24 protein-coding genes and 1 pseudogene are annotated in these 24,629 nt (G+C 73.7%); 18 read left to right on the top strand and 7 right to left on the bottom strand.

Annotated elements, in window-relative coordinates:
- The first annotated feature begins 263 nt into the window (after positions 1-263).
- The gene (locus ABZ945_RS31925) at positions 264-2,411 is read left to right on the top strand and encodes an ATP-binding SpoIIE family protein phosphatase (RefSeq protein WP_361276796.1); all 2,148 of its coding nucleotides are present in this window, start codon (positions 264-266) and stop codon (positions 2,409-2,411) included.
- 71 nt (positions 2,412-2,482) lie between these two features.
- Positions 2,483-3,727 carry a radical SAM family heme chaperone HemW gene (hemW, locus tag ABZ945_RS31930; RefSeq protein WP_361276798.1) on the top strand — a complete coding sequence of 415 codons (1,245 nt, stop codon included), beginning with the start codon at positions 2,483-2,485 and terminating at the stop codon, positions 3,725-3,727.
- An 11-nt stretch (positions 3,728-3,738) separates the two neighbouring features.
- Here hemW and ABZ945_RS31935 read toward each other — a convergent pair whose 3' ends face one another.
- Both ABZ945_RS31935 and ABZ945_RS31940 read right to left on the bottom strand, forming a co-directional pair.
- Positions 3,739-4,554, bottom strand: coding sequence for a DUF3097 domain-containing protein (locus tag ABZ945_RS31935; RefSeq protein WP_361276800.1), 816 nt, complete (start codon positions 4,552-4,554; stop codon positions 3,739-3,741).
- 29 nt (positions 4,555-4,583) lie between these two features.
- Positions 4,584-5,366 carry an MBL fold metallo-hydrolase gene (locus ABZ945_RS31940; RefSeq protein WP_361276802.1) on the bottom strand — a complete coding sequence of 261 codons (783 nt, stop codon included), beginning with the start codon at positions 5,364-5,366 and terminating at the stop codon, positions 4,584-4,586.
- Between the two features lie 375 nt (positions 5,367-5,741).
- On the opposite strand from ABZ945_RS31940, the gene hrcA reads away from it, so the two are divergent.
- The 7 genes from hrcA to ABZ945_RS31975 all read left to right on the top strand — a co-directional run bounded on the left by hrcA (position 5,742) and on the right by ABZ945_RS31975 (position 12,335).
- Entirely contained in the window at positions 5,742-6,758 is a 1,017-nt protein-coding gene (gene hrcA / locus ABZ945_RS31945; protein WP_248632123.1) for a heat-inducible transcriptional repressor HrcA, read from the top strand.
- Positions 6,759-7,895 carry a molecular chaperone DnaJ gene (dnaJ, locus tag ABZ945_RS31950; RefSeq protein WP_361276804.1) on the top strand — a complete coding sequence of 379 codons (1,137 nt, stop codon included), beginning with the start codon at positions 6,759-6,761 and terminating at the stop codon, positions 7,893-7,895. It begins immediately after the preceding gene.
- 122 nt (positions 7,896-8,017) lie between these two features.
- Positions 8,018-9,094: a nitronate monooxygenase gene (locus tag ABZ945_RS31955; RefSeq protein WP_361276806.1), complete on the top strand. Its 1,077-nt coding sequence runs from the start codon at positions 8,018-8,020 to the stop codon at positions 9,092-9,094.
- Positions 9,091-9,843: a 16S rRNA (uracil(1498)-N(3))-methyltransferase gene (locus tag ABZ945_RS31960; protein ID WP_361276808.1), complete on the top strand. Its 753-nt coding sequence runs from the start codon at positions 9,091-9,093 to the stop codon at positions 9,841-9,843. Before ABZ945_RS31955 ends, ABZ945_RS31960 begins: the two co-directional genes overlap by 4 nt.
- Positions 9,844-10,051: 208 nt before the next feature.
- The gene (locus tag ABZ945_RS31965; RefSeq protein WP_361276810.1) at positions 10,052-10,861 is read left to right on the top strand and encodes a hypothetical protein; all 810 of its coding nucleotides are present in this window, start codon (positions 10,052-10,054) and stop codon (positions 10,859-10,861) included.
- 170 nt (positions 10,862-11,031) lie between these two features.
- The gene (locus tag ABZ945_RS31970) at positions 11,032-11,391 is read left to right on the top strand and encodes a histidine triad nucleotide-binding protein (RefSeq protein WP_248632129.1); all 360 of its coding nucleotides are present in this window, start codon (positions 11,032-11,034) and stop codon (positions 11,389-11,391) included.
- Between the two features lie 35 nt (positions 11,392-11,426).
- Positions 11,427-12,335, top strand: coding sequence for a ribonuclease Z (locus tag ABZ945_RS31975; RefSeq protein ID WP_361276812.1), 909 nt, complete (start codon positions 11,427-11,429; stop codon positions 12,333-12,335).
- A gap of 1 nt (position 12,336) precedes the next feature.
- Here the strand turns inward: ABZ945_RS31975 and cpt are convergent, their stop codons facing one another.
- Positions 12,337-12,882, bottom strand: coding sequence for a chloramphenicol phosphotransferase CPT (cpt, locus tag ABZ945_RS31980; RefSeq protein ID WP_361276814.1), 546 nt, complete (start codon positions 12,880-12,882; stop codon positions 12,337-12,339).
- A gap of 92 nt (positions 12,883-12,974) precedes the next feature.
- Between cpt and ABZ945_RS31985 the strand changes: the two genes are divergently transcribed.
- Positions 12,975-13,994 (top strand): adenosine deaminase, encoded by a 1,020-nt coding sequence (locus tag ABZ945_RS31985; RefSeq protein ID WP_361276816.1) that lies wholly within the window; start codon positions 12,975-12,977, stop codon positions 13,992-13,994.
- Between the two features lie 33 nt (positions 13,995-14,027).
- On the opposite strand, the gene ABZ945_RS31990 is transcribed toward ABZ945_RS31985, so the two are convergent.
- Positions 14,028-15,377 carry an MFS transporter gene (locus ABZ945_RS31990; protein WP_361276818.1) on the bottom strand — a complete coding sequence of 450 codons (1,350 nt, stop codon included), beginning with the start codon at positions 15,375-15,377 and terminating at the stop codon, positions 14,028-14,030.
- 515 nt (positions 15,378-15,892) lie between these two features.
- Between ABZ945_RS31990 and ABZ945_RS31995 the strand changes: the two genes are divergently transcribed.
- The 7 genes from ABZ945_RS31995 (at position 15,893) to era (ending at position 22,855) form a co-directional block, all read left to right on the top strand.
- Positions 15,893-16,954 carry a PfkB family carbohydrate kinase gene (locus tag ABZ945_RS31995; protein ID WP_361276834.1) on the top strand — a complete coding sequence of 354 codons (1,062 nt, stop codon included), beginning with the start codon at positions 15,893-15,895 and terminating at the stop codon, positions 16,952-16,954.
- A gap of 175 nt (positions 16,955-17,129) precedes the next feature.
- The gene (locus ABZ945_RS32000) at positions 17,130-19,226 is read left to right on the top strand and encodes a PhoH family protein (RefSeq protein WP_361276820.1); all 2,097 of its coding nucleotides are present in this window, start codon (positions 17,130-17,132) and stop codon (positions 19,224-19,226) included.
- Between the two features lie 12 nt (positions 19,227-19,238).
- Positions 19,239-19,736, top strand: a complete 498-nt coding sequence (gene ybeY / locus ABZ945_RS32005) for an rRNA maturation RNase YbeY (RefSeq protein WP_248632142.1) — start codon at positions 19,239-19,241, stop codon at positions 19,734-19,736.
- Positions 19,733-21,019, top strand: coding sequence for a hemolysin family protein (locus ABZ945_RS32010; RefSeq protein WP_361276822.1), 1,287 nt, complete (start codon positions 19,733-19,735; stop codon positions 21,017-21,019). Before ybeY ends, ABZ945_RS32010 begins: the two co-directional genes overlap by 4 nt.
- An 11-nt stretch (positions 21,020-21,030) precedes the next feature.
- A complete protein-coding gene (locus ABZ945_RS32015; RefSeq protein ID WP_361276836.1) occupies positions 21,031-21,387 on the top strand; it encodes an MmcQ/YjbR family DNA-binding protein in 357 nt (118 codons plus the stop codon).
- 31 nt (positions 21,388-21,418) lie between these two features.
- Complete coding sequence (locus ABZ945_RS32020) at positions 21,419-21,805, top strand: cytidine deaminase (RefSeq protein ID WP_361276824.1); 387 nt, start codon at positions 21,419-21,421, stop codon at positions 21,803-21,805.
- Between the two features lie 84 nt (positions 21,806-21,889).
- On the top strand, positions 21,890-22,855 hold the full coding sequence (gene era, locus ABZ945_RS32025) for a GTPase Era (RefSeq protein WP_361276826.1): 966 nt from the start codon (positions 21,890-21,892) through the stop codon (positions 22,853-22,855).
- A 43-nt stretch (positions 22,856-22,898) separates the two neighbouring features.
- On the opposite strand, the gene ABZ945_RS32030 is transcribed toward era, so the two are convergent.
- From ABZ945_RS32030 to ABZ945_RS32040, 3 genes and pseudogenes are all read right to left on the bottom strand, one after another.
- Complete coding sequence (locus ABZ945_RS32030) at positions 22,899-23,216, bottom strand: DUF6422 family protein (protein WP_361276828.1); 318 nt, start codon at positions 23,214-23,216, stop codon at positions 22,899-22,901.
- 100 nt (positions 23,217-23,316) lie between these two features.
- On the bottom strand, positions 23,317-23,559 hold the full coding sequence (locus tag ABZ945_RS32035; protein WP_361276830.1) for a hypothetical protein: 243 nt from the start codon (positions 23,557-23,559) through the stop codon (positions 23,317-23,319).
- 27 nt (positions 23,560-23,586) lie between these two features.
- Positions 23,587-24,087: pseudogene (locus ABZ945_RS32040) on the bottom strand (SDR family NAD(P)-dependent oxidoreductase); the annotation flags it as partial.
- Between the two features lie 74 nt (positions 24,088-24,161).
- Here ABZ945_RS32040 and ABZ945_RS32045 point away from each other — a divergent pair.
- Positions 24,162-24,539, top strand: coding sequence for a MerR family transcriptional regulator (locus ABZ945_RS32045; RefSeq protein ID WP_361276832.1), 378 nt, complete (start codon positions 24,162-24,164; stop codon positions 24,537-24,539).
- Positions 24,540-24,629 lie beyond the last annotated feature (90 nt).

Below are 24,629 nucleotides of genomic sequence, written 5' to 3' on the forward strand. Positions count from 1 at the left end.
GCTCGCCGCAGGTGTGGGACCTGTACCGATGCATCGTCGTTCATCCAGTCTTCGGAGTTGGGTGGTCGTGCGTGTGGTGTCGCGCGGGTGCCGGGGCGAGTCGCCCAGGCAGGGAGTCAGGGGCGCGGGCGGGGGTTGCGTACCACTCGCCCGGATGGCACCGTGAGCCACTTCGGTGACACGGTGCTTATGGGTGTGCTCCATCTGTCACCCTGTCGTTGTCCGTCCCGAGGAAACGACCAGGAGCCGACGAGGAGATGTCCATGGGGCCTCTTCCGACCCAGCGCGCGACCGGTGGCGAGTTGTCGCTGCCTCCCCGCCCGCCCCTGCCCGGGCAGTCGGTGGCCAGGACCAGCCTGCCCGGCAACCCGCTGGCGCCCGGCGCCGCGCGCCGTTTCGTCCGGGCCGCCCTCGCCGACTGGACCGGTCTCGCCCTGCCCGCGGCGGCGGCGATCACCGACCGGGCCGCCGACGACGCGGTGCTGCTCGCCGCGGAGTTGGTGACCAACGCCGTGGTCCACGCGGGCACCAACGTGGAGTTGCTGTTCCGGCTGGAGGATCCCGACCAGGGCACGCCCGCCGCGCTGGTGCTGGAGGTGTCGGACCACCACCCGACCCGGGCCTTGCGCCAGGAGCGGTCCGGGGGCGGCGAGTGCGGCGGCGATCCGGACGAGTACGGGCGCGGGCTCCAGCTCGTCGCGGCGCTCGCCGAGTGCTGGGGCATCACCTACCGCCCCGGGACGAAGACGGTGTGGGCCCGGCTGCCGCTGGACGGGTGGGACGCCTGCCCCGTACCGGGTGGCGAGCCGGCCATCCAGCGCGGGCTGCGGGCCGCCGAGTTGCTCGCCCCCGCGCCGCGCCGGGCCCTGCGGGATGACGAGGAGTGGACGGGCCGGGGCGGGCTGTCGTTCCTCGCCGAGGCCTCCGACCTGCTGGCCGGGCAGTTGGACGAGGACCTGGTCGCCGCACTCGCCGGGCAGCTGCTGGTGCCCCGGCTCGCCGACTGGTGCGCCTTCTGGTTGGAGGACACCGCCGGGGTGGGCGGCTACGACCGGGAGAGCGGCGGCACGCCCCGGCTGGCCCGGGTCTGGCACGCGGACGAGTCGGCCCTGGAGGCGCTGCGGGCGGTGCTGGAGAAGGAGCCGCCCCGGATGGCCGAGCCGCCGTGCCCGGGGCCGGTGGCCGTGCCCTGGCCCGCCCCGGGCGACCTGCGGGCCGACGCAGGCGACGGCACCGCGCTCGCCTACCGGCTGGTGGTCGGCGGCCACGGCCTGGGGACGCTGCTGATCGGCCGGCGCGGGGTCTCCCGTATCCCGGACGCGGTCGGCTCCCTGGTGGAGGACTTCGCCCGCCGGGTCGCCCTCGCCATCGGCGCCGCCCGCCGCTACGCCCGGCAGGTCACCATCAGCCGGGTCCTCCAACGCGGGCTGCTGCCCAGCCAGGTCGCCCAGATCCCCGGGGTGCGCAGCTGCGTGGTGTACGAGCCGAGCGACGACGGGCTGGCGGGCGGCGACTTCTACGACGTGTTCCAGGCCGGGCCCGGGGCGCGCCGCTGGTGCTTCATGCTCGGCGACGTCCAGGGCAGCGGCCCGGAGGCGGCCGTGGTCACCGGACTGGCCCGCCCCTGGCTGCGGCTGCTGGCCCGCGAGGACCACGCCGACCATGAGGTGGGCCATGTGCTGGACCGGCTGAACCGCCTGCTGCTGGACGACGCCACCGAGGCGGCGGAGACGGCGGCCTCGGTGGTGGCCGAGGTCGCCGCCGACCCGCTGGCCGCGGAGGCCGCCGCACAGGAGGAGGCCCCCGGGGCGACCGCGGTGGAACCCCGGCCGCTGCCCCGCTTCCTGTCCCTGCTCTACGGGGAGCTGGTGCCGCTCGCCCCGGAGGACGGCGGCGGCGCCCGCTGCACCCTGGCCTGCGCGGGCCATCCGCTGCCGCTGCTGCTGCATCCCGACGGCACGGTGAGCGCGGCCGCCGTCCCGCAGGTGCTGCTGGGGGTGGTGGACGACGTCGGCTACGAGAGCCAGACCTTCCACCTCGCCCCCGGGGACACCCTGCTCTGCGTCACCGACGGGGTCACCGAGCGGCGGTCCCGGGGTGGCCGGATGTTCGACGACGGGGACGGGCTGGCCGCCGCGCTCGCGGGCTGCGCCGGGCTGCCCGCCCGGGAGATCGCCGACCGGATCAGACGGGCGGTGCACGGCTTCGGCGAGGCCCCGGTCAGCGACGACCTCGCCCTGCTGGTCCTCCAGGCGGAGCCCGCCCCGGGACCGACCACGAGGACCACCGGAACGGGGACGGTGGGGACGGGGAGGGCAGTGACGGGGGCTGCCCCCACGGAGACGGCGGCCACGGGAACGGTGGCGACGGGGACGGCGGCCGGGGGAACGGCGGCCACGGGGACGGGGTGACGGCGCCCGCCCCGGGCCCGGGGCGCCCCGCCACCCCGGCCGGCGACGGTCACCCGCCCCGGTGACGGACAATGGACCCCATGCCTTCCGTACTGCCCGACGGCGAACCCGTGCCCGAGGACGGCGCCCTGCCCGCGTCCGCCCTGGTCGGCGCGGGGGAGCGGCCGCTGGGGTTCTATCTGCATGTGCCGTACTGCGCGACCCGCTGCGGCTACTGCGACTTCAACACCTACACCGCCACCGAGCTGCGCTCCTCCGGCGGGGTGCTCGCCTCCCGCGACAACTACGCCGGGACGCTGGCCGATGAGGTGCGCCTGGCCCGCAAGGTGCTGGGCGACGATCCCCGCCCGGTGCGCACCGTCTTCGTCGGGGGCGGTACACCGACCCTGCTGGCCGCCGCCGACCTGGTGCGGATGCTGGCCGCCGTACGGGAGGAGTTCGGGCTCGCCGAGGACGCCGAGGTGACCACCGAGGCCAACCCGGAGTCCGTCGACCCGGCGTATCTGGCCGAGCTGCGCGCGGGCGGCTTCAACCGGATCTCGTTCGGGATGCAGAGCGCCCGGCAGCATGTGCTGAAGGTGCTGGACCGCACCCACACCCCGGGCCGCCCCGAGGCCTGTGTGGCGGAGGCCCGCGCGGCCGGGTTCGACCACGTCAACCTGGACCTGATCTACGGGACGCCGGGGGAGAGTGACGACGACTGGCGGGCCTCCCTGGACGCGGCCCTCGGCGCCGGGCCCGACCACATCTCGGCGTACGCGCTGATCGTGGAGGAGGGCACCGGGCTGGCCCGGCGTATCCGGCGCGGCGAGGTCCCGATGACCGACGACGATGTGCACGCCGACCGCTACCTCATCGCCGACGAGATGATGTCCGCCGCCGGGTTCGACTGGTACGAGGTGTCCAACTGGGCCACCACCGAGGCCGGGCGCTGCCTGCACAACGAGCTCTACTGGCGGGGCGCCGACTGGTGGGGCGCCGGACCGGGCGCGCACAGCCACGTCGGCGGGGTGCGCTGGTGGAATGTGAAGCACCCCGGGGCGTACGCCGGCGCGCTGGCCGCCGGGCGCTCCCCGGGCGCCGGGCGGGAGCTGCTCTCCGAGGAGGACCGGCGGGTCGAGCGGATCCTGCTGGAGCTGCGGCTGCGCGAGGGCTGCCCGCTGGAGCTGCTGAAGCCGGCCGGGCGGGCCGCCGCCGAGCGGGCGGTGGCGGACGGCCTGCTGGAGCCGGAGGCGTACGCCGGGCGCGGCCGGGCCGTCCTCACCCTGCGCGGACGGCTGCTCGCCGACGCGGTGGTACGCGACCTGGTGGACTGAGCCACCGCACGTCAGGGCTGGGCGGGCCCGCCGACCGTCACATGGTCGATCAAGTGCTCCACCGCGCCCAGCAGCGAGGGCTCCAGGTCCTTGTAGGAGCGGACCTTGGAGAGGATGTGCTGCCAGGCGGCGCCGGTGTTCTCCGGCCAGCCCAGCGCCCGGCACACCCCGGTCTTCCAGTCCTGGCCGCGCGGCACGGTCGGCCAGGCCGGGATGCCCACCGAGGCGGGCTTCACCGCCTCCCAGACGTCGATGTAGGGGTGGCCCACGATCAGGGTGTGGGCGTCCGACACCTCGGCGGCGATCCGGGACTCCTTGGAGCCGGGGACGAGATGGTCCACCAGCACCCCCAGCCGGGCGTCCGGCCCGGGCCCGAACTCGGCGACGATGGCCGGCAGGTCGTCCACGCCCTCCAGGTACTCCACCACCACGCCCTCGATCCGCAGGTCGTCGCCCCAGACGCGCTCGACCAGTTCGGCGTCGTGCCGCCCCTCCACGTAGATCCGCCCGGCCCGCGCCACCCGGGCCCGCGCACCCGGCACGGCGAGCGAACCGGAGGCCGTACGGGAGGGCCGCACCGGACCCGCCGACGGCCGCACCAGGGTCACCGGGCGGCCCTCAAGGAGGAAGCCGCGCGGCTCCAGCGGGAACACCCGGCGCTTGCCGAAGCGGTCCTCCAGGGTCACCGTGCCCGCCTCGCAGCCGATCACCGCCCCGCAGAACCCGGTGGCCACCTCCTCCACCACCAGATCGGGCTCGGCCGCCACCTCGGGCACCGGCGCCGAACGCTTCCACGGGGGCGTGAGATCAGAGTCGTAAGCGCGCATGCGCCAGACGCTACGACATGGTCACGCCGTCATTGGTCTTCGGCGGCGCCGAAGCGGCGGGCCAGGGCGTCCCGTTGGGCCCGGACGAACGCCGCGTCCACCACCGCGCCGTGCCCCGGCACGTACAGCGCCTCCTCGCCGCCCAGCGCCAGCAGCCGGTCCAGCGCGGCCGGCCAGCGCCCCGGCACCGCGTCCGGGCCGGCCTGCGGCTCGCCGGACTCCTCGACCAGGTCCCCGCAGAACACCACCTCGCGGGAGCCGGCCGGCGCGCCCGGTGGCGGGGGCACCAGCAGCACCAGGTCATGGGCGGTGTGCCCGGGGCCCACATTGGCCAGCAGCACCTGCCGCCCGCCCAGGTCGAGCGTCCACTCGCCGGAGACGAGGTGCCGGGGTGCGGCCGGCACGTCCACCGCCTCGGCCGCCTCCTCCTCGGGTACGCCATGCCGGACCGCGTCCCGACGCAGCGCGTCCCGCTCCCGGCTGCTCGCCAGCAGCGCGTCCAGGCCGACCGCCCCGAACACCTCCGCCCCGGCGAACGCGGACGCGCCGAGGACATGGTCGAAATGGGGGTGGCTCAGTGCGAGATGCGTCACGCGCCGCCCGCCGAGCAGCATCTCCGCCTCGGCCCGCAGCCGCGCGCCCTCCCGCAGGGTGGCGCCCGCGTCGAACAGCAGGGCGGCGTCCGTACCGGCCACCAGCCCCGCGGTGGCGTCCCAGCCGGGCAGCCGGCACCGGCCGGTGCCCGCGCCGAGCCGCTCCCAGCCCACCGCCGCCCAGTCGATGCCCGATCCGTCGCATGTGGGGGTGTCCATACCCGAGACGCTAACGGCCGGAGACGCCGGCGGCCGACCGGCGCCCGACCGACGGCCGGACCGGCGCCCGTGCCGTGACCGGCGCCCGTGCGCCGTCGGCGCCGCGACGGCGGTACCGGGCCGTGAGGGTCCCGTGCGCCACCCGCCCCCGGCCCCATCGCCGCGACGGCGGCACGCCGTGCGATCCGGCACGGTAGCCTGGTCGGCCGCCCTTGCCGGTGGCGCACCCCCGCCCCGTACACTGGCCGGGACATCACTGGCACTCGGGCATGGCGAGTGCCAAGCAGGGAACAGAGCCACAGGCCCGCCGCCGTGCGGGGAGGCCCCCGCGAGCGACGCGCGGGGCGAGGACCCATCAGCTGGAGGTGTGCGCGGATGCTCAGCGAACGCAGACTCGAAGTGCTGCGCGCCATCGTCCAGGACTACGTCGGCACCGAGGAGCCCGTCGGCTCCAAGGCGCTCACCGAGCGGCACGCGCTCGGCGTCTCCCCGGCGACCGTGCGCAACGACATGGCCGTGCTGGAGGAGGAGGGCTATATCGCCCAGCCGCACACCAGCGCCGGCCGCATCCCCACCGACAAGGGCTACCGGCTCTTCGTCGACAAGCTCGCCGGGGTCAAGCCGCTGTCCTCGCCGGAGCGCCGCGCCATCCAGAACTTCATGGCCGGCGCGGTGGATTTGGACGACGTGGTCGGGCGTACCGTCCGGCTGCTCGCCCAGCTGACCCGGCAGGTCGCGGTGGTGCAGTACCCCTCGCTGACCCGCTCGACGGTGCGGCATGTGGAGCTGCTGTCGCTGGCCCCGGCCCGGTTGATGCTGGTGCTGATCACCGACACCGGCCGGGTCGAGCAGCGGATGGTCGACTGCCCGGCGCCGTTCGGCGAGGCCTCCCTCGCCGATCTGCGGGCCCGGCTCAACAGCCGCGTCGTGGGCCGCCGGTTCGCCGACGTCCCGCAGCTGGTGCAGGACCTGCCGGAGTCCTTCGAGACGGAGGACCGCGGCACGGTCTCCACGGTGCTCGCCACCCTGCTGGAGACCCTGGTGGAGGAGACCGAGGAGCGGCTGATGATCGGCGGCACCGCCAATCTCACCCGCTTCGGCCATGACTTCCCCGTGATGATCCGGCCGGTGCTGGAGGCGCTGGAGGAGCAGGTCGTGCTCCTCAAGCTGCTCGGCGAGGCCAAGGACTCGGCCATGACCGTGCGCATCGGGCATGAGAACGCCCACGAGGGGCTGAACTCCACGTCCGTCGTCGCGGTCGGCTACGGTTCGGGCGACGAGGCAGTCGCCAAACTCGGCGTGGTCGGACCGACCCGCATGGACTACCCCGGAACGATGGGAGCGGTACGCGCAGTGGCACGTTACGTCGGACAGATCCTGGCGGAGTCGTAAGTGGCCACGGACTACTACGCCGTACTCGGCGTGCGCCGCGACGCCTCCCAGGACGAGATCAAGAAGGCGTTCCGGAGGCTCGCCCGCGAGCTGCACCCGGACGTCAATCCCGATCCGAAGACGCAGGAGCGCTTCAAGGAGATCAACGCCGCCTACGAGGTGCTGTCGGACCCGCAGAAGAAGCAGGTCTACGACCTCGGCGGCGACCCGCTCTCCAGCGCCGGCGGCGGTGGCGCGGGCGGCTTCGGGGCCGGTGGCTTCGGCAACTTCAGCGACATCATGGACGCCTTCTTCGGTACGGCGTCCCAGCGCGGCCCGCGTTCGCGCACCCGGCGCGGCCAGGACGCCATGATCCGGCTGGAGATCGAGCTCGACGAGGCGGCCTTCGGCACGACGAAGGACCTCCAGGTCGACACCGCCGTGGTGTGCACCACCTGCTCCGGCGAGGGCGCCGCCCCCGGCACCTCGGCGCAGACCTGTGACATGTGCCGCGGTCGCGGTGAGGTCTCCCAGGTCACCCGGTCCTTCCTGGGCCAGGTCATGACCTCCCGCCCCTGCCCGCAGTGCCAGGGCTTCGGCACCGTGGTGCCCACCCCCTGCCCGGAGTGCGCGGGCGACGGCCGGGTCCGCTCCCGCCGCACGCTCACGGTGAAGATCCCCGCCGGTGTGGACAACGGCACCCGCATCCAGCTGGCCGGCGAGGGCGAGGTCGGCCCCGGCGGCGGCCCGGCCGGCGACCTGTACGTGGAGATCCACGAGCTTCCGCACCCCATGTTCCAGCGGCGCGGCGACGACCTGCACTGCACGGTCACCATCCCGATGACGGCCGGCGCGCTGGGCACCAAGGTGCCGCTGGAGACGCTGGATGGGGTCGAGGAGATCGACATCCGGCCCGGTACGCAGTCGGGGCAGTCCGTCCCGCTGCACGGCCGGGGCATCACCCACCTGCGCGGCGGCGGTCGGGGCGATCTGATCGTCCATGTCGAGGTGCAGACCCCGACCAAGCTCGACCCCGAGCAGGAGCGGCTGCTGCGGGAGCTGTCCAAGCTGCGCGGCGAGGAGCGGCCCACCGGCCAGTTCCAGCCCGGCCAGCAGGGCCTGTTCTCCCGGCTGAAGGACGCCTTCAACGGCCGCTGAGGGGACGCCGCGGTACGAGGTGAGGGGCGGCGGGTCCGGGAACGGGCGGCCGCCCCTCACCACGTACCTCGTCACCTGAACCGGGCCTTCGGGCCGGTCGGCGGGCGTGGCACGATGCACACATGTCCACCGCACTGACCGATCTCTTCCTCCACCCGATCGTGCAGGCCCCCATGGCCGGCGGCGCCTCCCGTCCCGAGCTGGCCGCCGCCGTGAGCGAGGCGGGCGGCCTCGGCTTCCTGGCCGCCGGCTACAAGACCGCCGACGGCATGTACCAGGAGATCAGCCGGCTGCGCACGCTCACCGCGCGGCCCTTCGGCGTCAACCTGTTCATGCCGCAGCCGGGCCACGCCGACCCCGCCGCCGTCGAGGTGTACCGCAACCAGATCGCCGGGGAGTCCGCCTTCTACGAGACGGCGCTCGGCGACCCGGACTCCGGCCGTGACGACGGCTATGACGCCAAGCTCGCCGTCCTGCTGGACGAACCGGTCCCGGTGGTGTCCTTCACCTTCGGCTGCCCCTCCGCCGAGACCCTGGCCGCGCTCGCCGCCGCCGGCACCCGCACCCTCGTCACCGTCACCTCCGTCGAGGAGGCCCAGGCCGCCCGGCGGGCCGGCGCCGACGCGCTGTGCGCCCAGGGCGTGGAGGCCGGCGGCCACCAGGGCACTCACCGGGACGACCCGGAGAACGACGGCGCCGGCACCGGACTGCTCACCCTGGTCTCCCTGATCGCCGAGGCCGTGCCGCTGCCGATCATCGCCGCCGGCGGGCTGATGCGGGGCGGGCAGATCGCCGCCGTCCTCGCCGCGGGCGCCCAGGCCGCGCAGCTCGGCACCGCCTTCCTGGTCTGCCCCGAGTCCGGCGCCAACCCGCTGCACAAGCGGGCCATGACCGACCCGCTGTTCACCCGCACCGAGCTGACCCGGGCGTTCTCCGGGCGGCCCGCGCGCGGCCTGGTCAACCGGTTCATGTGCGAGCACGGCCCCTACGCGCCCGCCGCCTACCCCGAGGTGCACCACCTCACCAGCACCCTGCGCAAGGCCGCCGCCGCGGCCGGCGACCCGCAGGGCATGGCGCTGTGGGCCGGGCAGGGCCACCGGCTGGCCCGCGAACTGCCCGCCGCCCAGCTGGTGGACGTGCTGGCCGGCGAGCTGCGCGAGGCCGCCGGGACCCTCGCCCCGCAGGGGGCCGCCTCATGACCGCGCCCGTGTTCGTCGTCCCCGAGGACGTCTTCCGCCACCAGATCCCCGGCGGGCGGTACGTCCTGGACGGGCCCGAGGGGCGGCACGCCGTCTCGGTGAAGCGGCTGCGCCCCGGCGAGGACGTAGTGCTCACCGACGGGGCGGGCCACTGGTCGGAGGGCGTGGTCGAGGGCAGCGAGGGCAAGGACCGGCTGCTCGTCATGGACCTGGAGTCCGTCTCCGAGGAGCCGGCCGAGCAGCCCCGGATCACCGTGGTGCAGGCGCTGCCCAAGGGCGACCGGGGCGAGCTGGCGGTGGAGACCATGACCGAGACCGGCGTGGACGCGATCGTGCCGTGGACCGCCTCCCGCTGCATCACCCAGTGGAAGGGCGAGCGGGGCGCCAAGGCGCTCGCCAAGTGGCGCTCCACCGCCCGGGAGGCGGGCAAGCAGTCCCGCCGTACCCGCTTCCCGGAGGTCGCCGAGGCCGCCTCCACCGGGCAGGTCGCCCGTCTCCTCGCCACCGCCGACTTCGCCGCCGTCCTCCATGAGACCGGCGACACCTCGCTGGCCACCGCCGAGCTGCCCGCCGCCGGCGAGATCGTCCTCGTGGTCGGCCCCGAGGGCGGGGTGGCTCCCGAGGAACTGGCCGCCTTCGCCGAGGCGGGCGCCGAGCCGTACGTCCTGGGCCGCAGCGTGCTGCGCACCTCCACGGCGGGCACGGCGGCCGTCGCCCTGCTGATGGGCCGCACCGGCCGCTGGGGCTGAGGGCGGGGCCCCGCTGTCGCGCTGAGGCGGCGGACCGGCACCGGCCGGAGCCTCGGCCCCGTCCGGCGCGGCCGGGGGCTTGGGCGCCTGGTGGGCGACGGGGACGCGCTGGGCGCGGCCGCCCGTTGCCGCGCCGACCGCAGCCCGCGCGTCGCCTCCTCGGGCGACTGAGGACGGGCTGTCAGTGGCAGGCGGCATGATCGGCCCCATGACGGAGAACGTGCGGCCGCGTCCCACCCAGGTGCCGGGGTACGACGGCGCCATACCGGGCCATGAGCGCAGTACGCCAAGCCGGCCCGGCGGCATACCCGGCTATGACGGCGGCCCCCTCACCCACCACCCCGAGTACCTGGACGAGCCGCTGTTCTGGCTGGGGCACCTGGGCTCCTGTGCCGCGCATGACCCGCAGGCGCAGGAGCTGCTGTTCGGCGCGGACTACGAAGCGGCCGAGGCGTTCCACGGGCGGCTGTGGGAGCGCGCGGACTGGCCGGTGTTCACCGTCCCGCTGGCGGCCGGCCACCGCCTGCACATCGTCTACCGCACCCTCGAAGGGGACGGCGGTATCGACTACCTGCTCCACCACCCGTCCTGGCCCGAGGCGGAGCTGCTCGCCTCCGACGACGGGCACTTCTCCGGCCCCGGACTGTCCTGGCCGGAGCTGGCCGAGGCCGCCGGCAGCGAACTGCCCGGCGGCTGCACCGGCGACCCGGACGCCAGGCTGCTGCTCCTGCTGCCCGCGCTGGGGGACCACGACATCCCCGAGGCGGCGGTCGCCCGGCTGGCCGCCGCACTCCGTGCCCGTACGGGGACACAGGCGCCGCCCGAGGAGGTCGCCACCGCCCTCCTGGCGGGCCAGGGCCGGCCGGGCCCGGCGGTGTGGACGGTGTACGGGGACGGGGAGGGGGTCCGGGTCAACGACGGCGCGTACTCCCGCCGTAACCCCGCCAACCCGTTCGCGCTGCCGCCCGAGCGGCTGGCCCGGGTCTCCGCCGCCCTCACCCCCGGACGGGGCCGGTAACGGGCGTCGGGCGGCGACCGGTGGCGCTTGACGGGGCCGGTAACGGGCGGCGGGGCGCGGACCTCAGCCCGTAGAGTGCCCCCGTACCACCCGAAGATCACCCGTGACACCCACCCGTCACGTCGTGACGCCGTCACGCGTCACGCTCCACTTCGCGAAAGGACCGCGGCATGGCCGGAGAGCCCCAGGGCGACTGCCTGTTCTGCAAGATCGTGGCCGGGGAGGTGCCCGCCACCGTCGTCCGCGAGTCGGAGACCACCCTCGCCTTCCGCGACATCAACCCGCAGGCGCCCACCCATGTCCTCGTCATCCCCAAGGCACACCACACCGACGCCGCCGCGCTCGCGGCCGAGGCGCCGGAGATCGCCGCCGATGTGCTGCGCGAGGCGGGGGAGATCGCCCGGCAGGAGAAGACCGAGGACGACGGCTACCGCATCGTCTTCAACACCGGTGCCGGCGCCGGGCAGACCGTCTTCCACGCGCACGCCCACGTGCTCGGCGGCCGCGGCCTGACCTGGCCCCCCGGATAGTCACCCACCCCCACCCCCCCCCGCAGGAAGAAGCCATGTCCGTCCGCGAACTGGTCGTGCTGGGCACCGCCAGCCAGGTGCCCACCCGGCACCGCAACCACAACGGCTATCTGCTGCGCTGGGACGGCCAGGGCATCCTGTTCGACCCCGGCGAGGGCACCCAGCGGCAGATGCTCCGTGCCGGGGTCGCCGCCCATGACATCGACCGCATCTGCGTCACCCACTTCCACGGGGACCACAGCCTGGGCCTGGCCGGGGTGATCCAGCGGATCAACCTCGACCAGGTCCCGCACCCGGTCACCGCCCACTACCCGGCCAGCGGGCAGCGCTTCTTCGAACGGCTCCGGTACGCCACCGCCTACCGGGAGACGGTCAAGCTGGCCGAGGCCCCCGTGGCCGAGGACGGGGTGCTGGCCACCACCTCCTCGTACACCCTTCAGGCACGGCGGCTCTCGCACCCGGTGGAGTCCTTCGGCTACCGGCTCACCGAGCCGGACGGCCGCCGGATGCTGCCCGAGCGGCTCGCCGCGCATGGCATCGCGGGCCCCGACGTGGGCCGCATCCAGCGCGAGGGCGCCCTCGGCGGGGTGAGCCTGGACCAGGTCAGCGAGGTGCGGCGCGGGCAGCGGTTCGCGTTCGTCATGGACACCCGGCTCTGCGACGGTGTGCACGCCCTCGCCGAGGGCTGCGACCTGCTGGTCATCGAGTCCACCTTCACCGACGAGGACGCCGCGCTCGCCGCCGACCACGGCCATCTGACGGCGGGCCAGGCCGGGGCAGTCGCCCGCGAGGCGGGGGTGCGCCATCTGGTGCTCACCCACTTCTCGCAGCGGTACCCCGACCCGGAGGTCTTCGAACGGCAGGCCCGCGCCGCCGGGTTCGACGGCGAGCTGACCGTGGCCCACGACCTCATCCGCGTACCGCTGCCCAAGCGCGGCCGGTAGCTCAGCCGGCGGGGCCGGTGACCCGGGCGGCGATGGTGTGCGCGCACACCAGGGACTCGGTACGGGTGGTGTCCACCTCCAGGTCGTAGACCACGCCCCGGTGCGCCGCCTCCGCCTGCCCGGCGGCCATCCCACCGGTCCGGTCCCCGCGGGCGATCTCCCGGCCCGCCGCGACCGCCCCGTCGCACCGGACCCCGACCCACAGCACCTCCAGCCCGTCCAGGGCCGTACGCCACCGCGCCTGCGACTCCGCGCCGCCGAGGAAGACGTCGTCCACCACCAGCCGGGCACCGGCCCGGGCGGTCGCGGCCAGCCCTGCCATCCAGGCGGCCTCCAGCTCCCGGAAGCCCGCGCCCACCTCCACCCCGCCGTCCCCGGCGAACCCGATGCCCTCGCCGCCCTCCCGCAGCGCGGCGGGCAGCGCGTCCACCAGTCCGTCGATCCCGAACGCCAGCCAGGGGCCGGGCAGCACCGCCTGGAGGCACCGGGCGATCCCCGTCTTTCCCGCGCTGGAACCGCCGTTGAGCATGATCACCTGAACCGTCACCGCGCCACGGTAACCCCACCGCGGGACGGCCCCCGGGCTGATGGACGATGGAACCCACCGGCACCGCCCCCCACCAGGAAAGACCGCACCACATGGCACTCCCCGCGTCATCCGCCCCGCTCCCCAAGGCCGAACTCCATCTGCACATCGAGGGCACCCTCGAACCGGAACTCGCCTTCTCCCTCGCCGCCCGCAACGGGGTGCCGCTGCCCTACGCGGACACCGGCGAGCTGCGCCGGGCCTACGACTTCGCCGACCTCCAGTCCTTTCTGGACCTGTACTACGACCTGATGGCCGTACTGCGCACCGCCGAGGACTTCACCGACCTCGCCGAGGCCTATCTGGAGCGGGCCGCGCGGCAGGGGGTGCGGCACGCCGAGATCTTCTTCGACCCGCAGGCCCACACCGCCCGCGGGGTGCCGTTCTCCGCGGTGGTCGAGGGCCTGGGCCGGGCGCTGGACCGCGCCGAGGAGCGGCACGGCATTTCCACCCGGCTGATCATGTGCTTTCTGCGCGACCTGCCCGCCGAGTCCGCCCTGGCCACCCTGGAGGAGGCGAAGCCGTACCTGGACCGGATCACCGGCATCGGGCTGGACTCCGCCGAGGTCGGGCATCCGCCGGCGAAGTTCGCCGAGGTGTACGCGGCCGCCGCCGAGCTGGGACTGCGCCGGGTCGCCCACGCCGGGGAGGAGGGCCCGCCGGAGTATGTGCGCGAGGCGCTGGACGTGCTCGGCGTCGAGCGGATCGACCACGGGCTGCGCGCCCTGGAGGACCCGGAGCTGGTGGAGCGGCTGGTACGGGAGCGGGTGCCGCTCACCCTCTGCCCGCTCTCCAACGTACGGCTGCGCACCGTCGACACCCTCGCCGACCACCCGCTGCGCCGGATGATGGACGCCGGACTGCTGGTCACCGTGAACTCCGACGACCCGGCCTACTTCGGCGGCTATGTGGGCGACAACTACCACGCGGTCGCCGGGGCGCTCGGGCTGGACGCCGGGCAGCTGCGCGAGCTGGCCCGCAACTCCTTCCTGGCCGCCTTCCTCGACCACGACGAGGAGCGCCGGGCCCGCTACCTCGCCGAGGTCGACGCCCACCCGGACCCCACCGCGTGACCGCCCACCCGGACCCCACCGCGTGACCGGCCGTCAGCTGTCCGGGCCCGCGGGGCGGTAGGCGCGGCGGCGGACCAGGCGGGCCGGCACCGCACGGACCGGGAACTCGGCGACCGGCTGCTCCGGGGCGCCGATCTGCGGGGCGGCCAGGCCCGCGGCCGCGCCGGTGGTCCCCGCCACCAGGGCGGCCGGGGCGCCACCGCGGCGCCGGATCGCGCCCGGCACCAGCGGGCGGCCCGCGGTGTGCAGGGCGACCGCGGTGAGCGGCGCCGCCAGCAGCACCAGCAGGACGGCGAGCACCAGGCCCATCCCCGCGTACCCGGCCCGCTCCGACAGCAGGCTGCCCGCCACCGGACCGCAGGCCACGCCCAGTGAGGACGCCGACCCGGCGAACACCGCCCACCGGCCGCGCGGGTCCAGGGAGGCGCCCAGACCGATCAGATACGACAGCACCACCGGGTAGCAGGCGTTCCACAGGATCTCGCCGCCGGCGAAGGAGACCAGGCCGTCGGAGGCCGAGGTGACCGCTATACAGACGGCGATGAGCACCGTCCCGGCGCCGATCGGCACCGCCCGGCCGATCCGCCCGCCGAGCGCCCCCGCGCCCAGCACGCCTACCAGCCCGGCGCCCAGCGCGGCCGCGAACACCGCGCCCACGGCCACCTCGGTCAGCCCCGCCTGGGTCAGCCCGATCCGGCCGCTGACCCCCCACAGCGCGTTCTGCGCCAGCGACCAGCAGGCCATCCCGCCCGCCAGCACCAGCCCCGCCCGCCGCCGGGGCAGCGGCCCCGCCGCACCCCGGGTCCCGCCGTCCCCGCCATCGCCACCGTGCCCGCCCGCCAGTCGGCCCGCGGCCGGCCAGACCGCCGCCGCGACCAGCGCGATCGCGGCGAACGGCAGCGCGTGGCCGCCGCCCAGCCAGTCCGGCACGGTCAGATGCGGCAGCGTCAGATACAGCACCCCGGCGGTGGCCGACACCGACAACAGGCCCAGGGTGGAGGCGCGGTGCGGATCAGGGCGGCCCGCGATCCCGGCCGCCGCTACCGCCGTGGCCGTCCCCGAGCCGAAGCCGCCGGCCATGGCGCCCGCCACCACCAGCGGCACCGACCCGGCCAGCGCGGCCGCGCCGTACCCGGCCACCGCGACCAGCAGCCCGGTGCGGGCCAGCCGGCGCGGCCCGAACCGTTCGACCCGGGAGGCCAGCGTGAACCCGGCGGCGGCCGAGGAGAGCAGCAGCAGCGAACCCGCCAGCCCGGCCTGCGCCGGACTCAGGCCCAGCCCGGCGGAGAGCCGCCCGACGATGGTGGGCAGCAGATACGAGGCGAGGTACCCGGCCGTGAACACGGCGACGAGCGGCCCCAGGGCGCGCGGGGGCGAGGACATGGGCGTTCCCGGAGAATGACAAGGAATGACGGGGAGGGGAGAGGCGCCCCGGCGGCACTGAGGCGTGCGGCATACGGCATACGGCGACGGCGCACGACCTGCCAAGGTGCGGCGTGCGACGGGTGGTTCGCGGGGGACGCGGGCCAATTTGTATCAAGGCGCCGGGGAAGCGGAGAAGCCGACTCCACGTGTTCCACGTCACAATAGGTTTCCCAGCGCACTGGGTGGGTATCACGCGCCCCCTCCAAGCTCCCCCCAGGCGCCCCTCCCGCCCCCTGGGTTCCCCCCTCCCGCCCCCGGGTTCCCCGCTCCCGTCCCAGGGGGAGGCCACCGCAGACCCCATCCCCGCCCCTCCAACCTCCCGCGATCCCCCTTTCGGCCATCGCCGTCGGGCAGACTGGCCTGATCCGCATTCCGCACCCGCCATCCGGGGAGAGAGCGCAGTGACCACGCCCAGGGGAGAGCACCGCCCGCACCAGCCGCCGCACCAGCAACACACCGCCGGGGTCGACCCCTTGGGGCCCGTACGCGGGCCCGCCGACCCCGACTACGACGTCTTCCTCACCGGCACGGTCTTCCTCGACATCGTCTTCACCGGCCTCGACAGCGCCCCCGTGCGCGGCACCGAGACCTGGGCGCGCGGCATGGGCTCCAGCCCCGGCGGGGTCGCCAACATGGCCACCGCGCTGGCCCGGCTCGGGCTGCACACCTCCCTCGCCGCCGCGTTCGGCGACGACCACTACGGCGAGTACTGCTGGGACGCCCTGGAACAGGGCGAGGGCATCGACCTCAGCCGCTCCCGCACCGTGCCCGGCTGGCACTCCCCGGTGACCGTCTCCATGGCGTACGAGGGCGAGCGCACCATGGTCTCCCACGGCCACGCCGCACCCCTCCCGGACGGGCCCCGGCCCGCCTGCCCGCCCCGCGCCCGGGCCGCCGTCGCCTCCCTGGTGCCCGGCCGCTCCGAGGAGTGGGTCGCCCAGGCCGCGCGGCAGGGCACCCGGATCTTCGCCGACGTCGGCTGGGACGACACCGGCCGCTGGGACCTGGCCGCCCTCGGCGACCTGGAGCACTGCGAGGCCTTCCTCCCCAACGCCGAGGAGGCGATGCGCTACACCCGCAGCTCCTGCCCGCGCGCCGCCGCCCACGCCCTGGCCGAAAAGGTGCCGCTGGCCGTCGTCACCCTCGGCGCGGAGGGCGCCTACGCCGTGGACGGCCGCACCGGCGAGTCCGCCTCGGTGCCCGCCATCGAGGTGGCCGCCCTCGACCCCACCGGCGCGGGGGACGTCTTCGTCGCCGGGTTCCTCACCGGCACCCTGGCCGGCTGGCCGCTCGCCGACCGGCTGGCCTTCGCCGGACTGACCGCCGCCCTGTCCGTGCAGGAGTTCGGCGGCTCGCTCTCCGCGCCCGGCTGGGTCGAGATCGCCGCCTGGTGGAACCTGGTCCAGGGCGCCGAGGGCCAGGACCCGGCGGCACTGCGCCGCTACGCCTTCCTGGTGCCGCTGCTGCCCGCCCCGCTGCGCCCCTGGCCGCTGCGCCGGGCCGTCCCCACCATCGGCTTCGGCCGCTCCGCCTGAGACCGTCCGACAGCCGGCGGCCTCCCTGCCCCCTCCCGTGCAGGCGGCCGGCGGAGGCCTCCCTTCGCAAATCCCTTCGGTGTTGTCGGTGGCACGTCGTACGCTGGAGAATCAGAGGTTGTCGATCGGCGAGAACCCTGCAACAGGAGGTATGCGCAGGCCAGAAGGCCGGCCCATGACTCAGTCAGACACAGCCCAGACGCAGGCGCAGGCACAGGCCCGGTTCGCCGTCCCGGCCAAGCACCCCATGGTGACGGTCCTCGGCTCCGGAGACTCCCTGCTGCGCGTGATCGAGCAGGCGTTCCCGGCCGCCGACATCCATGTCCGGGGCAACGAGGTCAGCGCGGTGGGTCCGCCGGGCGAGGTCGCCCTGATCCAGCGCCTGTTCGACGAGATGATGCTCGTGCTCCGCACCGGGCAGCCGATGACGGAGGACGCCGTGGAACGCTCGATCGCCATGCTCCGGGCGAGCGACGACGGATCCGCGGAGCCCGGCCAGGAGACCCCGGCCGAGGTGCTCACCCAGAACATCCTCTCCAGCCGCGGCCGCACCATCCGCCCCAAGACGCTCAACCAGAAGCGCTATGTCGACGCCATCGACAAGCACACCGTGGTCTTCGGCATCGGCCCCGCCGGCACCGGCAAGACGTATCTGGCCATGGCCAAGGCGGTCCAGGCCCTGCAGTCCAAGCAGGTCACCCGGATCATCCTGACCCGGCCGGCCGTCGAGGCGGGGGAGCGGCTCGGCTTCCTGCCCGGCACGCTCTACGAGAAGATCGACCCCTATCTGCGCCCCCTGTACGACGCGCTGCACGACATGCTCGACCCCGACTCCATCCCCCGCCTGATGGCGGCGGGCACCATCGAGGTCGCGCCCCTGGCGTATATGCGGGGTCGTGCGCAACCGCTGTTCACACCGGTCCTCACGCCGGACGGCTGGCGTCCCATCGGCGAGCTTCGGGTCGGCGACCTAGTCGTGGGATCCAACGGCGAACCGACCCCCGTACTGGGCGTCTATCCGCAGGGCGAGAAGGACATCTACCGCCTCAGCGCCCAGGACGGATCCTGGACCCTGTGCTGCGACGAGCACCTGTGGACGGTGCGGACCGCCTCCGACCGGCGACGCGGGGAACGCTGGCGTGTGCTGGAGACCAAGGAGATGATCGGAAATCTGCGGGCGGGCCATGCGCGCCGCTACGAGCTTCCGATGCTGACCGCACCCGTCCAGATGCCCGAGCAGGCGGTCCCCATGGACCCGTACGCCCTGGGGCTCCTCCTGGGCGACGGCTGTCTGACCGGATCCACCACCCCCTCCTTCGCCACCGAGGACCAGGAGCTGGCCGCGGCGCTGGAAACCGCGCTGCCCGGTGTCTCGGTGCGCCACAGGGGAGGACCGGACTACGTCCTCAACAGGGTGAAGTCGCCCGGTGACGTCATCACCCTGGCCAACCCCGTGACGGCGGCCCTCCGGCAGCTGGACCTGCTCGGTGTGCGCTCGCACTCCAAGTTCGTCCCCGAGGTGTACCTGAGGAACACCGCGGAAGTGCGCCTCGCGGTGCTTCAAGGGCTGCTGGACTCCGACGGCGGTCCGGTCACCCAGACCGGGCGGACCTGCCGAGTCCAGTACTCGACCGCGTCGATCACCTTGCGGGACGACGTCATCGGGCTCGTCCGGTCGCTGGGCGGGGTGGCGTACACGCGCCGCCGCCTGGCCGAGGGACGTGCCCAGGGGACGGCACTGGCGGCACACGTCCACGACTCGCATGTCGTGGACATCCGCCTGCCCGAAGGCATCGAGCCCTTCCGGCTCGAACGCAAGCGCCGCACGTACCAGCAGGCCGGTGGTGGCGGACGCCCGATGCGGTTCATCGAGTCCATCGAGCCGGCGGGCCGCGAGGAGACCGTGTGCATCCAGGTCGCCGCCGAGGACTCGCTGTACGTCACACAGGACCACCTGCTGACGCACAACACGCTCAACGACGCCTTCATCATCCTGGACGAGGCGCAGAACACGAACCCCGAGCAGATGAAGATGTTCCTCACCCGCCTCGGCTTCGACTCCAAAATCGTCATCACCGGAGACGTGACCCAGATCGACCTGCCCGGCGGCACCAGGAGCGGGTTGAAGCAGGTGCAGGACATCCTGGACGGGGTACCAGACGTCCACTTCTCCCGGCTCACCTCCCAGGACGTGGTCCGGCACAAGCTCGTGGGCCGTATCGTCGACGCGTACGAGAAGTACGACACCCAGAACGGCCAGAGCGGGAAGTAGACCGAACAGCACATGTCCATCGACGTCAACAACGAGTCCGGCACCGAGGTCGACGAGCAGGCGATCCTCGACATCGCCCGGTACGCGCTCACCAGGATGCGCATCCACCCCCTTTCCGAGCTCTCGGTGATCGTGGTGGACGCCGAGGCGATGGAGCAGCTCCACATCCAGTGGATGGACCTCCCCGGGCCCACGGACGTCATGTCCTTCCCGATGGACGAGCTGCGTCCGCCGGCCAAGGACGAGGAGGAGCCCCCGCAGGGACTCCTCGGCGACATCGTGCTCTGCCCCGAGGTCGCGGCCCAGCAGGGCGAGCAGGCCCCCACCGGCCACTCCATGGACGAGGAGCTCCAGCTCCTCACCGTCCACGGCGTGCTCCACCTGCTGGGCTACGACCACGAGGAGCCCGACGAGAAGGCCGAGATGTTCGGCCTCCAGGCGGCGATCGTCGATGGCTGGCGCGCGGAGAAGGGCCACACCGGCCCCTCCCCGGCGCCGACCGTCTCATGACCGCCCCCCTCGTCGGCGGCGCCATCGCGCTGCTCGTGGTCGCCTGGCTGGCCGCCTGCGCCGAGGCCGGGCTCGCCCGGGTCTCCAGCTTCCGCGCCGCCGAGGCCGTACGCCAAGGGCGGCGCGGCGCCGAGAAGCTCGCCCAGGTCGCCTCCGACCCCACCCGCTACCTCAACCTCGCCCTGCTCATCCGGGTCGCCTGCGAGATGGCCGCCGGAGTGCTGGTCACCTATGCCTGCCTCGCCGAGTTCCGCGAGACCTGGGCGGCGCTGCTGGTCGCCATGGGCGTGATGGTGCTCGTCTCCTACGTCGCCGTCGGCGTCTCGCCCCGTACCATCGGCCGCCAGCACCCGCTGAACACCGCGACCGCCTCCGCGTATGTGCTGCTGCCGCTGGCCCGGGTCCTCGGCCCCGTCCCTCAGCTGCTCATCCTCATCGGCAACGCCCTCACCCCCGGCAAGGGCTTCCGCAAGGGCCCCTTCGCCTCCGAGGCCGAACTGCGCGCCATGGTCGACTACGCCGAGCAGGAGTCGCTGATCGAGGCCGAGGAGCGCCGCATGGTGCACTCCGTCTTCGAGCTGGGCGACACCCTGGTCCGCGAGGTCATGGTGCCGCGCACCGACCTGGTCTCCATCGAGCGGTACAAGACCGTCCGCCAGGCCCTCACCCTCGCCCTGCGCTCCGGCTTCTCCCGGATCCCGGTCACCGGGGACAGCGAGGACGACATCGTCGGCATCGTCTACCTCAAGGACCTGGTCAGGAAGACGCACGTCAACCGCGAGGCCGAGTCCGACCAGATCGCCACCGCGATGCGCGCCGCCAGCTTCGTCCCCGACACCAAGAACGCCGGCGACCTGCTGCGCGAGATGCAGCGCGAGCGCAACCACTGCGCCGTCGTCATCGACGAGTACGGCGGCACCGCCGGGATCGTCACCATCGAGGACATCCTGGAGGAGATCGTCGGCGAGATCACCGACGAGTACGACCGCGAGCTGCCGCCCGTCGAGGAGCTGGGCGACGGCTCCTTCCGGGTCACCGCCCGCCTCGACATCGGCGACCTCGGCGAGCTGTTCGGCCTGGACGCCTACGACGACGAGGACGTGGAGACGGTCGGCGGACTGCTCGCCAAGGCACTGGGCCGCGTCCCCATCGCCGGCGCCGCCGCCGAGGTCGAGCTGCCCGACGGGCGCGGACTGCGGCTGACCGCCGAGTCCCCGGCCGGCCGCCGCAACAAGATCGTCACCGTGCTCGCCGAACCGGTCGAGAAGGAGCCCGCCGCATGACGCCCCGGCCCATGACCGCCGCCCGGCTCCGCGCCTTCTGCCTCACCTTCAACGACACGGCCGAGGAGTTCCCCTTCGGCCCCGACACCTCGGTCTTCAAGGTCGCCGGCAAGCTGTTCGCCCTCTCCGCCCTGGACGCCCGCCCACTCACCGTCAACCTCAAGTGCGAGCCGGAGAACGCGGTACGGCTGCGCGCCGAGCACCCCGAGGCGGTCGCCCCCGGCTACCACATGAACAAGCGCCACTGGAACACGGTGACCGTCGCCGCGCTGCCCGAGAAGACGGTGCGCGAGCTGATCGAGGACTCCTACGACCTGGTCGTCGCCGGCCTCCCCCGAGCCGAACGCCTCCGCCTGGACCGCCCGTAACCACCAGTCGTACCCGGCCTATGCTCAGGACATGACGCAGAGCAACGAGCAGCCCTCCGCCGGCAAGACGCCCCCCGGCGACCTCTCCGCCGAGGACCGCAAGATCGTCACCCTGGCGCGCAGCGCCCGCGCCCGCAACGGCGTCGCCGAGGGCGCGGCCGTCCGCGACGAGACCGGCCGCACCTATGTCGCCGGCACCGTGGACCTCCCCTCCCTGCGGCTCAGCGCGCTGCGGACCGCCGTGGCCATGGCCGTCGCCAGCGGGGCCACCTCCCTGGAGGCCGCCGCCGTGGTGTCCGGTTCCGAGACCACCACCGAGGAGGACCGGGCCGCCGTACGCGACCTCGGCGGCGCCACCACCCCCGTACTGCTCGCCGGCCCCGACGGCACCCTGCGCACCCGCCTCACCGCCGGCTGACCACCCTCCCGGCGGGGGCGGCCGGGACCCACCCCGTACGGGTGTCCGGACACGGGTACGAGACGGGGCCGGGGATCGGGGACAATGACCCCCATGAGCGTTCGCACCCCTGCTTCCGAGACCTCCGACTCCGGGGCCGCCCACCGGGCCGGCTTCGCCTGCTTCGTCGGCCGCCCCAACGCCGGCAAGTCCACCCTCACGAACGCTCTGGTCGGGCAGAAGGTGGCCATCACCTCCAACCGCCCGCAGACCACCCGGCACACCGTGCGCGGCATCGTGCACCGCCCCGACGCCCAGCTGGTCCTGGTGGACACCCCCGGGCTGCACAAGCCCCGCACCCTGCTCGGCGAGCGGCTCAACGACGTGGTGCGCACCACCTGGGCCGAGGTCGACGTGATCGGCTTCTGCCTGCCCGCCGACCAGAAGGTGGGCCCCGGCGACACGTACATCGCCAAGGAGCTGGCCGGGATCAAGAAGACGCCCAAGGTCGCCATCGTCACCAAGACCGACCTGGTCGACTCCAAGCGGCTGGCCGAGCAGCTCATCGCCGTCGACCGGCTGGGCCAGGAACTGGGCATCGAGTGGGCCGAGATCGTGCCCGTCTCGGCGACCGGCGGCAAGCAGGTCCAGCTCGTCGCCGACCTGCTGATCCCGCTGATGCCCCAGTCCCCGCCGCTGTACCCGGAGGGCGACCTCACCGACGAGCCCGAGATGGTCATGGTCGCCGAACTGATCCGCGAGGCCGCGCTGGAAGGCGTACGGGACGAGCTGCCGCACTCCATCGCGGTGGTCGTCGAGGAGATGATCCCCCGCGAGGACCGCCCCGCCGACAAGCCGCTGCTCGACATCCACGCCAACGTCTACATCGAGCGCCCCAGCCAGAAGGGCATCATCATCGGCCCCAAGGGCTCCCGCCTCAAGGAGGTCGGCACCAAGTCCCGCAAGCACATCGAGGCCCTGCTCGGCACCCCGGTCTTCCTGGACCTGCACGTCAAGGTCGCCAAGGACTGGCAGCGCGACCCCAAGCAGCTCCGCAAGCTCGGCTTCTAGTCCCTCCCGGGGCGCCCCAAGCTCCCTCCCGGCCGTCCCGCCGTCAGAACGACACCTCATGGTCCACCCGAGGGTGCCCGCAGACGCGGATGATCGCCCCGGCGCCGATGTCCGGTCCGGTGAAGTCCTTGTACTGGGTGAAGCAGAAGTCGGGGTCGCCCCGGAACCCGTCGCATCCGCATACCTGCTCCGTCCCCGAATGGGGCACTCCGGCGCAGACCCCCACGGAGGCGAGCGACGCGAGGCCCGGATCCAGTCCGGCCCGGGCGAGCACCTCGGCGGCCGACGCCCGGCCCTTGTCGATCAGCTCGGCCGCCTCTCTGAGGGCGCGCAGATGCTCGTCACTGAGACGTTCGGGCAACGGGGACATCATGCCTCCTTCGGGTAAGGGCGCTGGTGTGCCGGGCGAAGGCGCGACCGAATTCCGGGACGCGAATTCCGGGACGCGATTTCCGCCGTGATCACTGCTCGTCGACACGTTCGCACACAGCGAGCCCGGGCTCTATTTCGGAGCATTCAAAAACCGGCTGGACGAACCCCACCGTCAGAGCTCCCTCCGATTCCTCTCCGCGCCCCGCGGGGTAGTACGCGAGGGAGAAATGCCGGACCGCGTCCGGATACTTCTCGACCAGACCGCGGAATTCCGCGACCAGCCCACCGAACTTCTCCGGAATGGCAGTGCTGCTGCCGCGCTGTTCTGTCATGACCGCCTCCTGAAGCACGTCACGTCGTCACCGGGCCCTTACCGGCCACCGCGTTCGCACTTTCCTTCTCCATTTTCGCGCGACCGTCGCCCACGCGCAGCGCGCCCCGACCGAAGCGATCTTGTCCACGGGCCAGCCCGCCGCCATGTCGGTGTCGGCCAGGCCGAGGTGCACCGCTGTGACGAGCGTGCCCTGCTCGGCGAGCTCCAGGCGGACACCGTTGGTCATGGCCCAGGCGGCGGCCTTGGTCAGGCGGTAGGCGTTGGCGCCCTTGCCCGGGAACCACGACATGGCGGAGAGGACGTTGACGATCGCGTCCCCGCCGTTCCCGGCGAGCACCGGCGCGAACTCCCGGATCATCCCCAGGTGGCCGAACGTGTTGGTCTCCAGCTCGTGCCGGACCGCGTCCAGCGAACCGGTCACCAGATCGGTCCCGGTACTGATCCCCGCGTTGTTGACGAGGAGCGAGACATCCGGGGCGGCCTCGGCGGCGGCCCGCACGGATGCGGGATCGGTGATGTCGAGAGGCCCGGTACGCTAGAACCTGACGCTGACGTCAGAGGCACGTGTCGGCCGTCAGGACCGGGGCGAGAGGAATCACCATGACCGTCACGGAGACCGCGGCCGAGCGGCTGGTCCGTATCGGCGAGGTGGCACGGGGCGCCGGTGTCTCGGTACGCGCCGTGCGCTACTACGAGCAGCAGGGGCTGCTCACAGCGGAGCGCAGCCCGTCCGGCCAGCGCCTCTACCGGCAGGACGCCGTCACCCTGGTGCGCTTCTTCCAGCAGATGTTCGCCGCCGGTCTGACCAGCCGAAGGATCGCGGAGCTCCTTCCATGCTGGGACACCGGGCACACCGACGCCGAGCAGCGATCCATGCTGCGCGCCGAGCGCGACCGCATCCAGGCCAAGGTCGACGACCTGCAGGCCGCCCTGGACCGCCTGGACGAGGTCATCGCGATCACGGACACGCACCCGTAGGCCCGGCCGGCCGGACATCGCACCAGCGCTCCACGCCCAGAGCTCGCGTACCAGGTCGGTCATCCCGCAGGCGTGGATCATCCGTACCGC

It is taken from the genome of Streptomyces sp. NPDC046887 (assembly GCF_040644755.1).
In the GTDB taxonomy this organism is placed as follows: Bacteria; Actinomycetota; Actinomycetes; order Streptomycetales; family Streptomycetaceae; genus Streptomyces; species Streptomyces lichenis.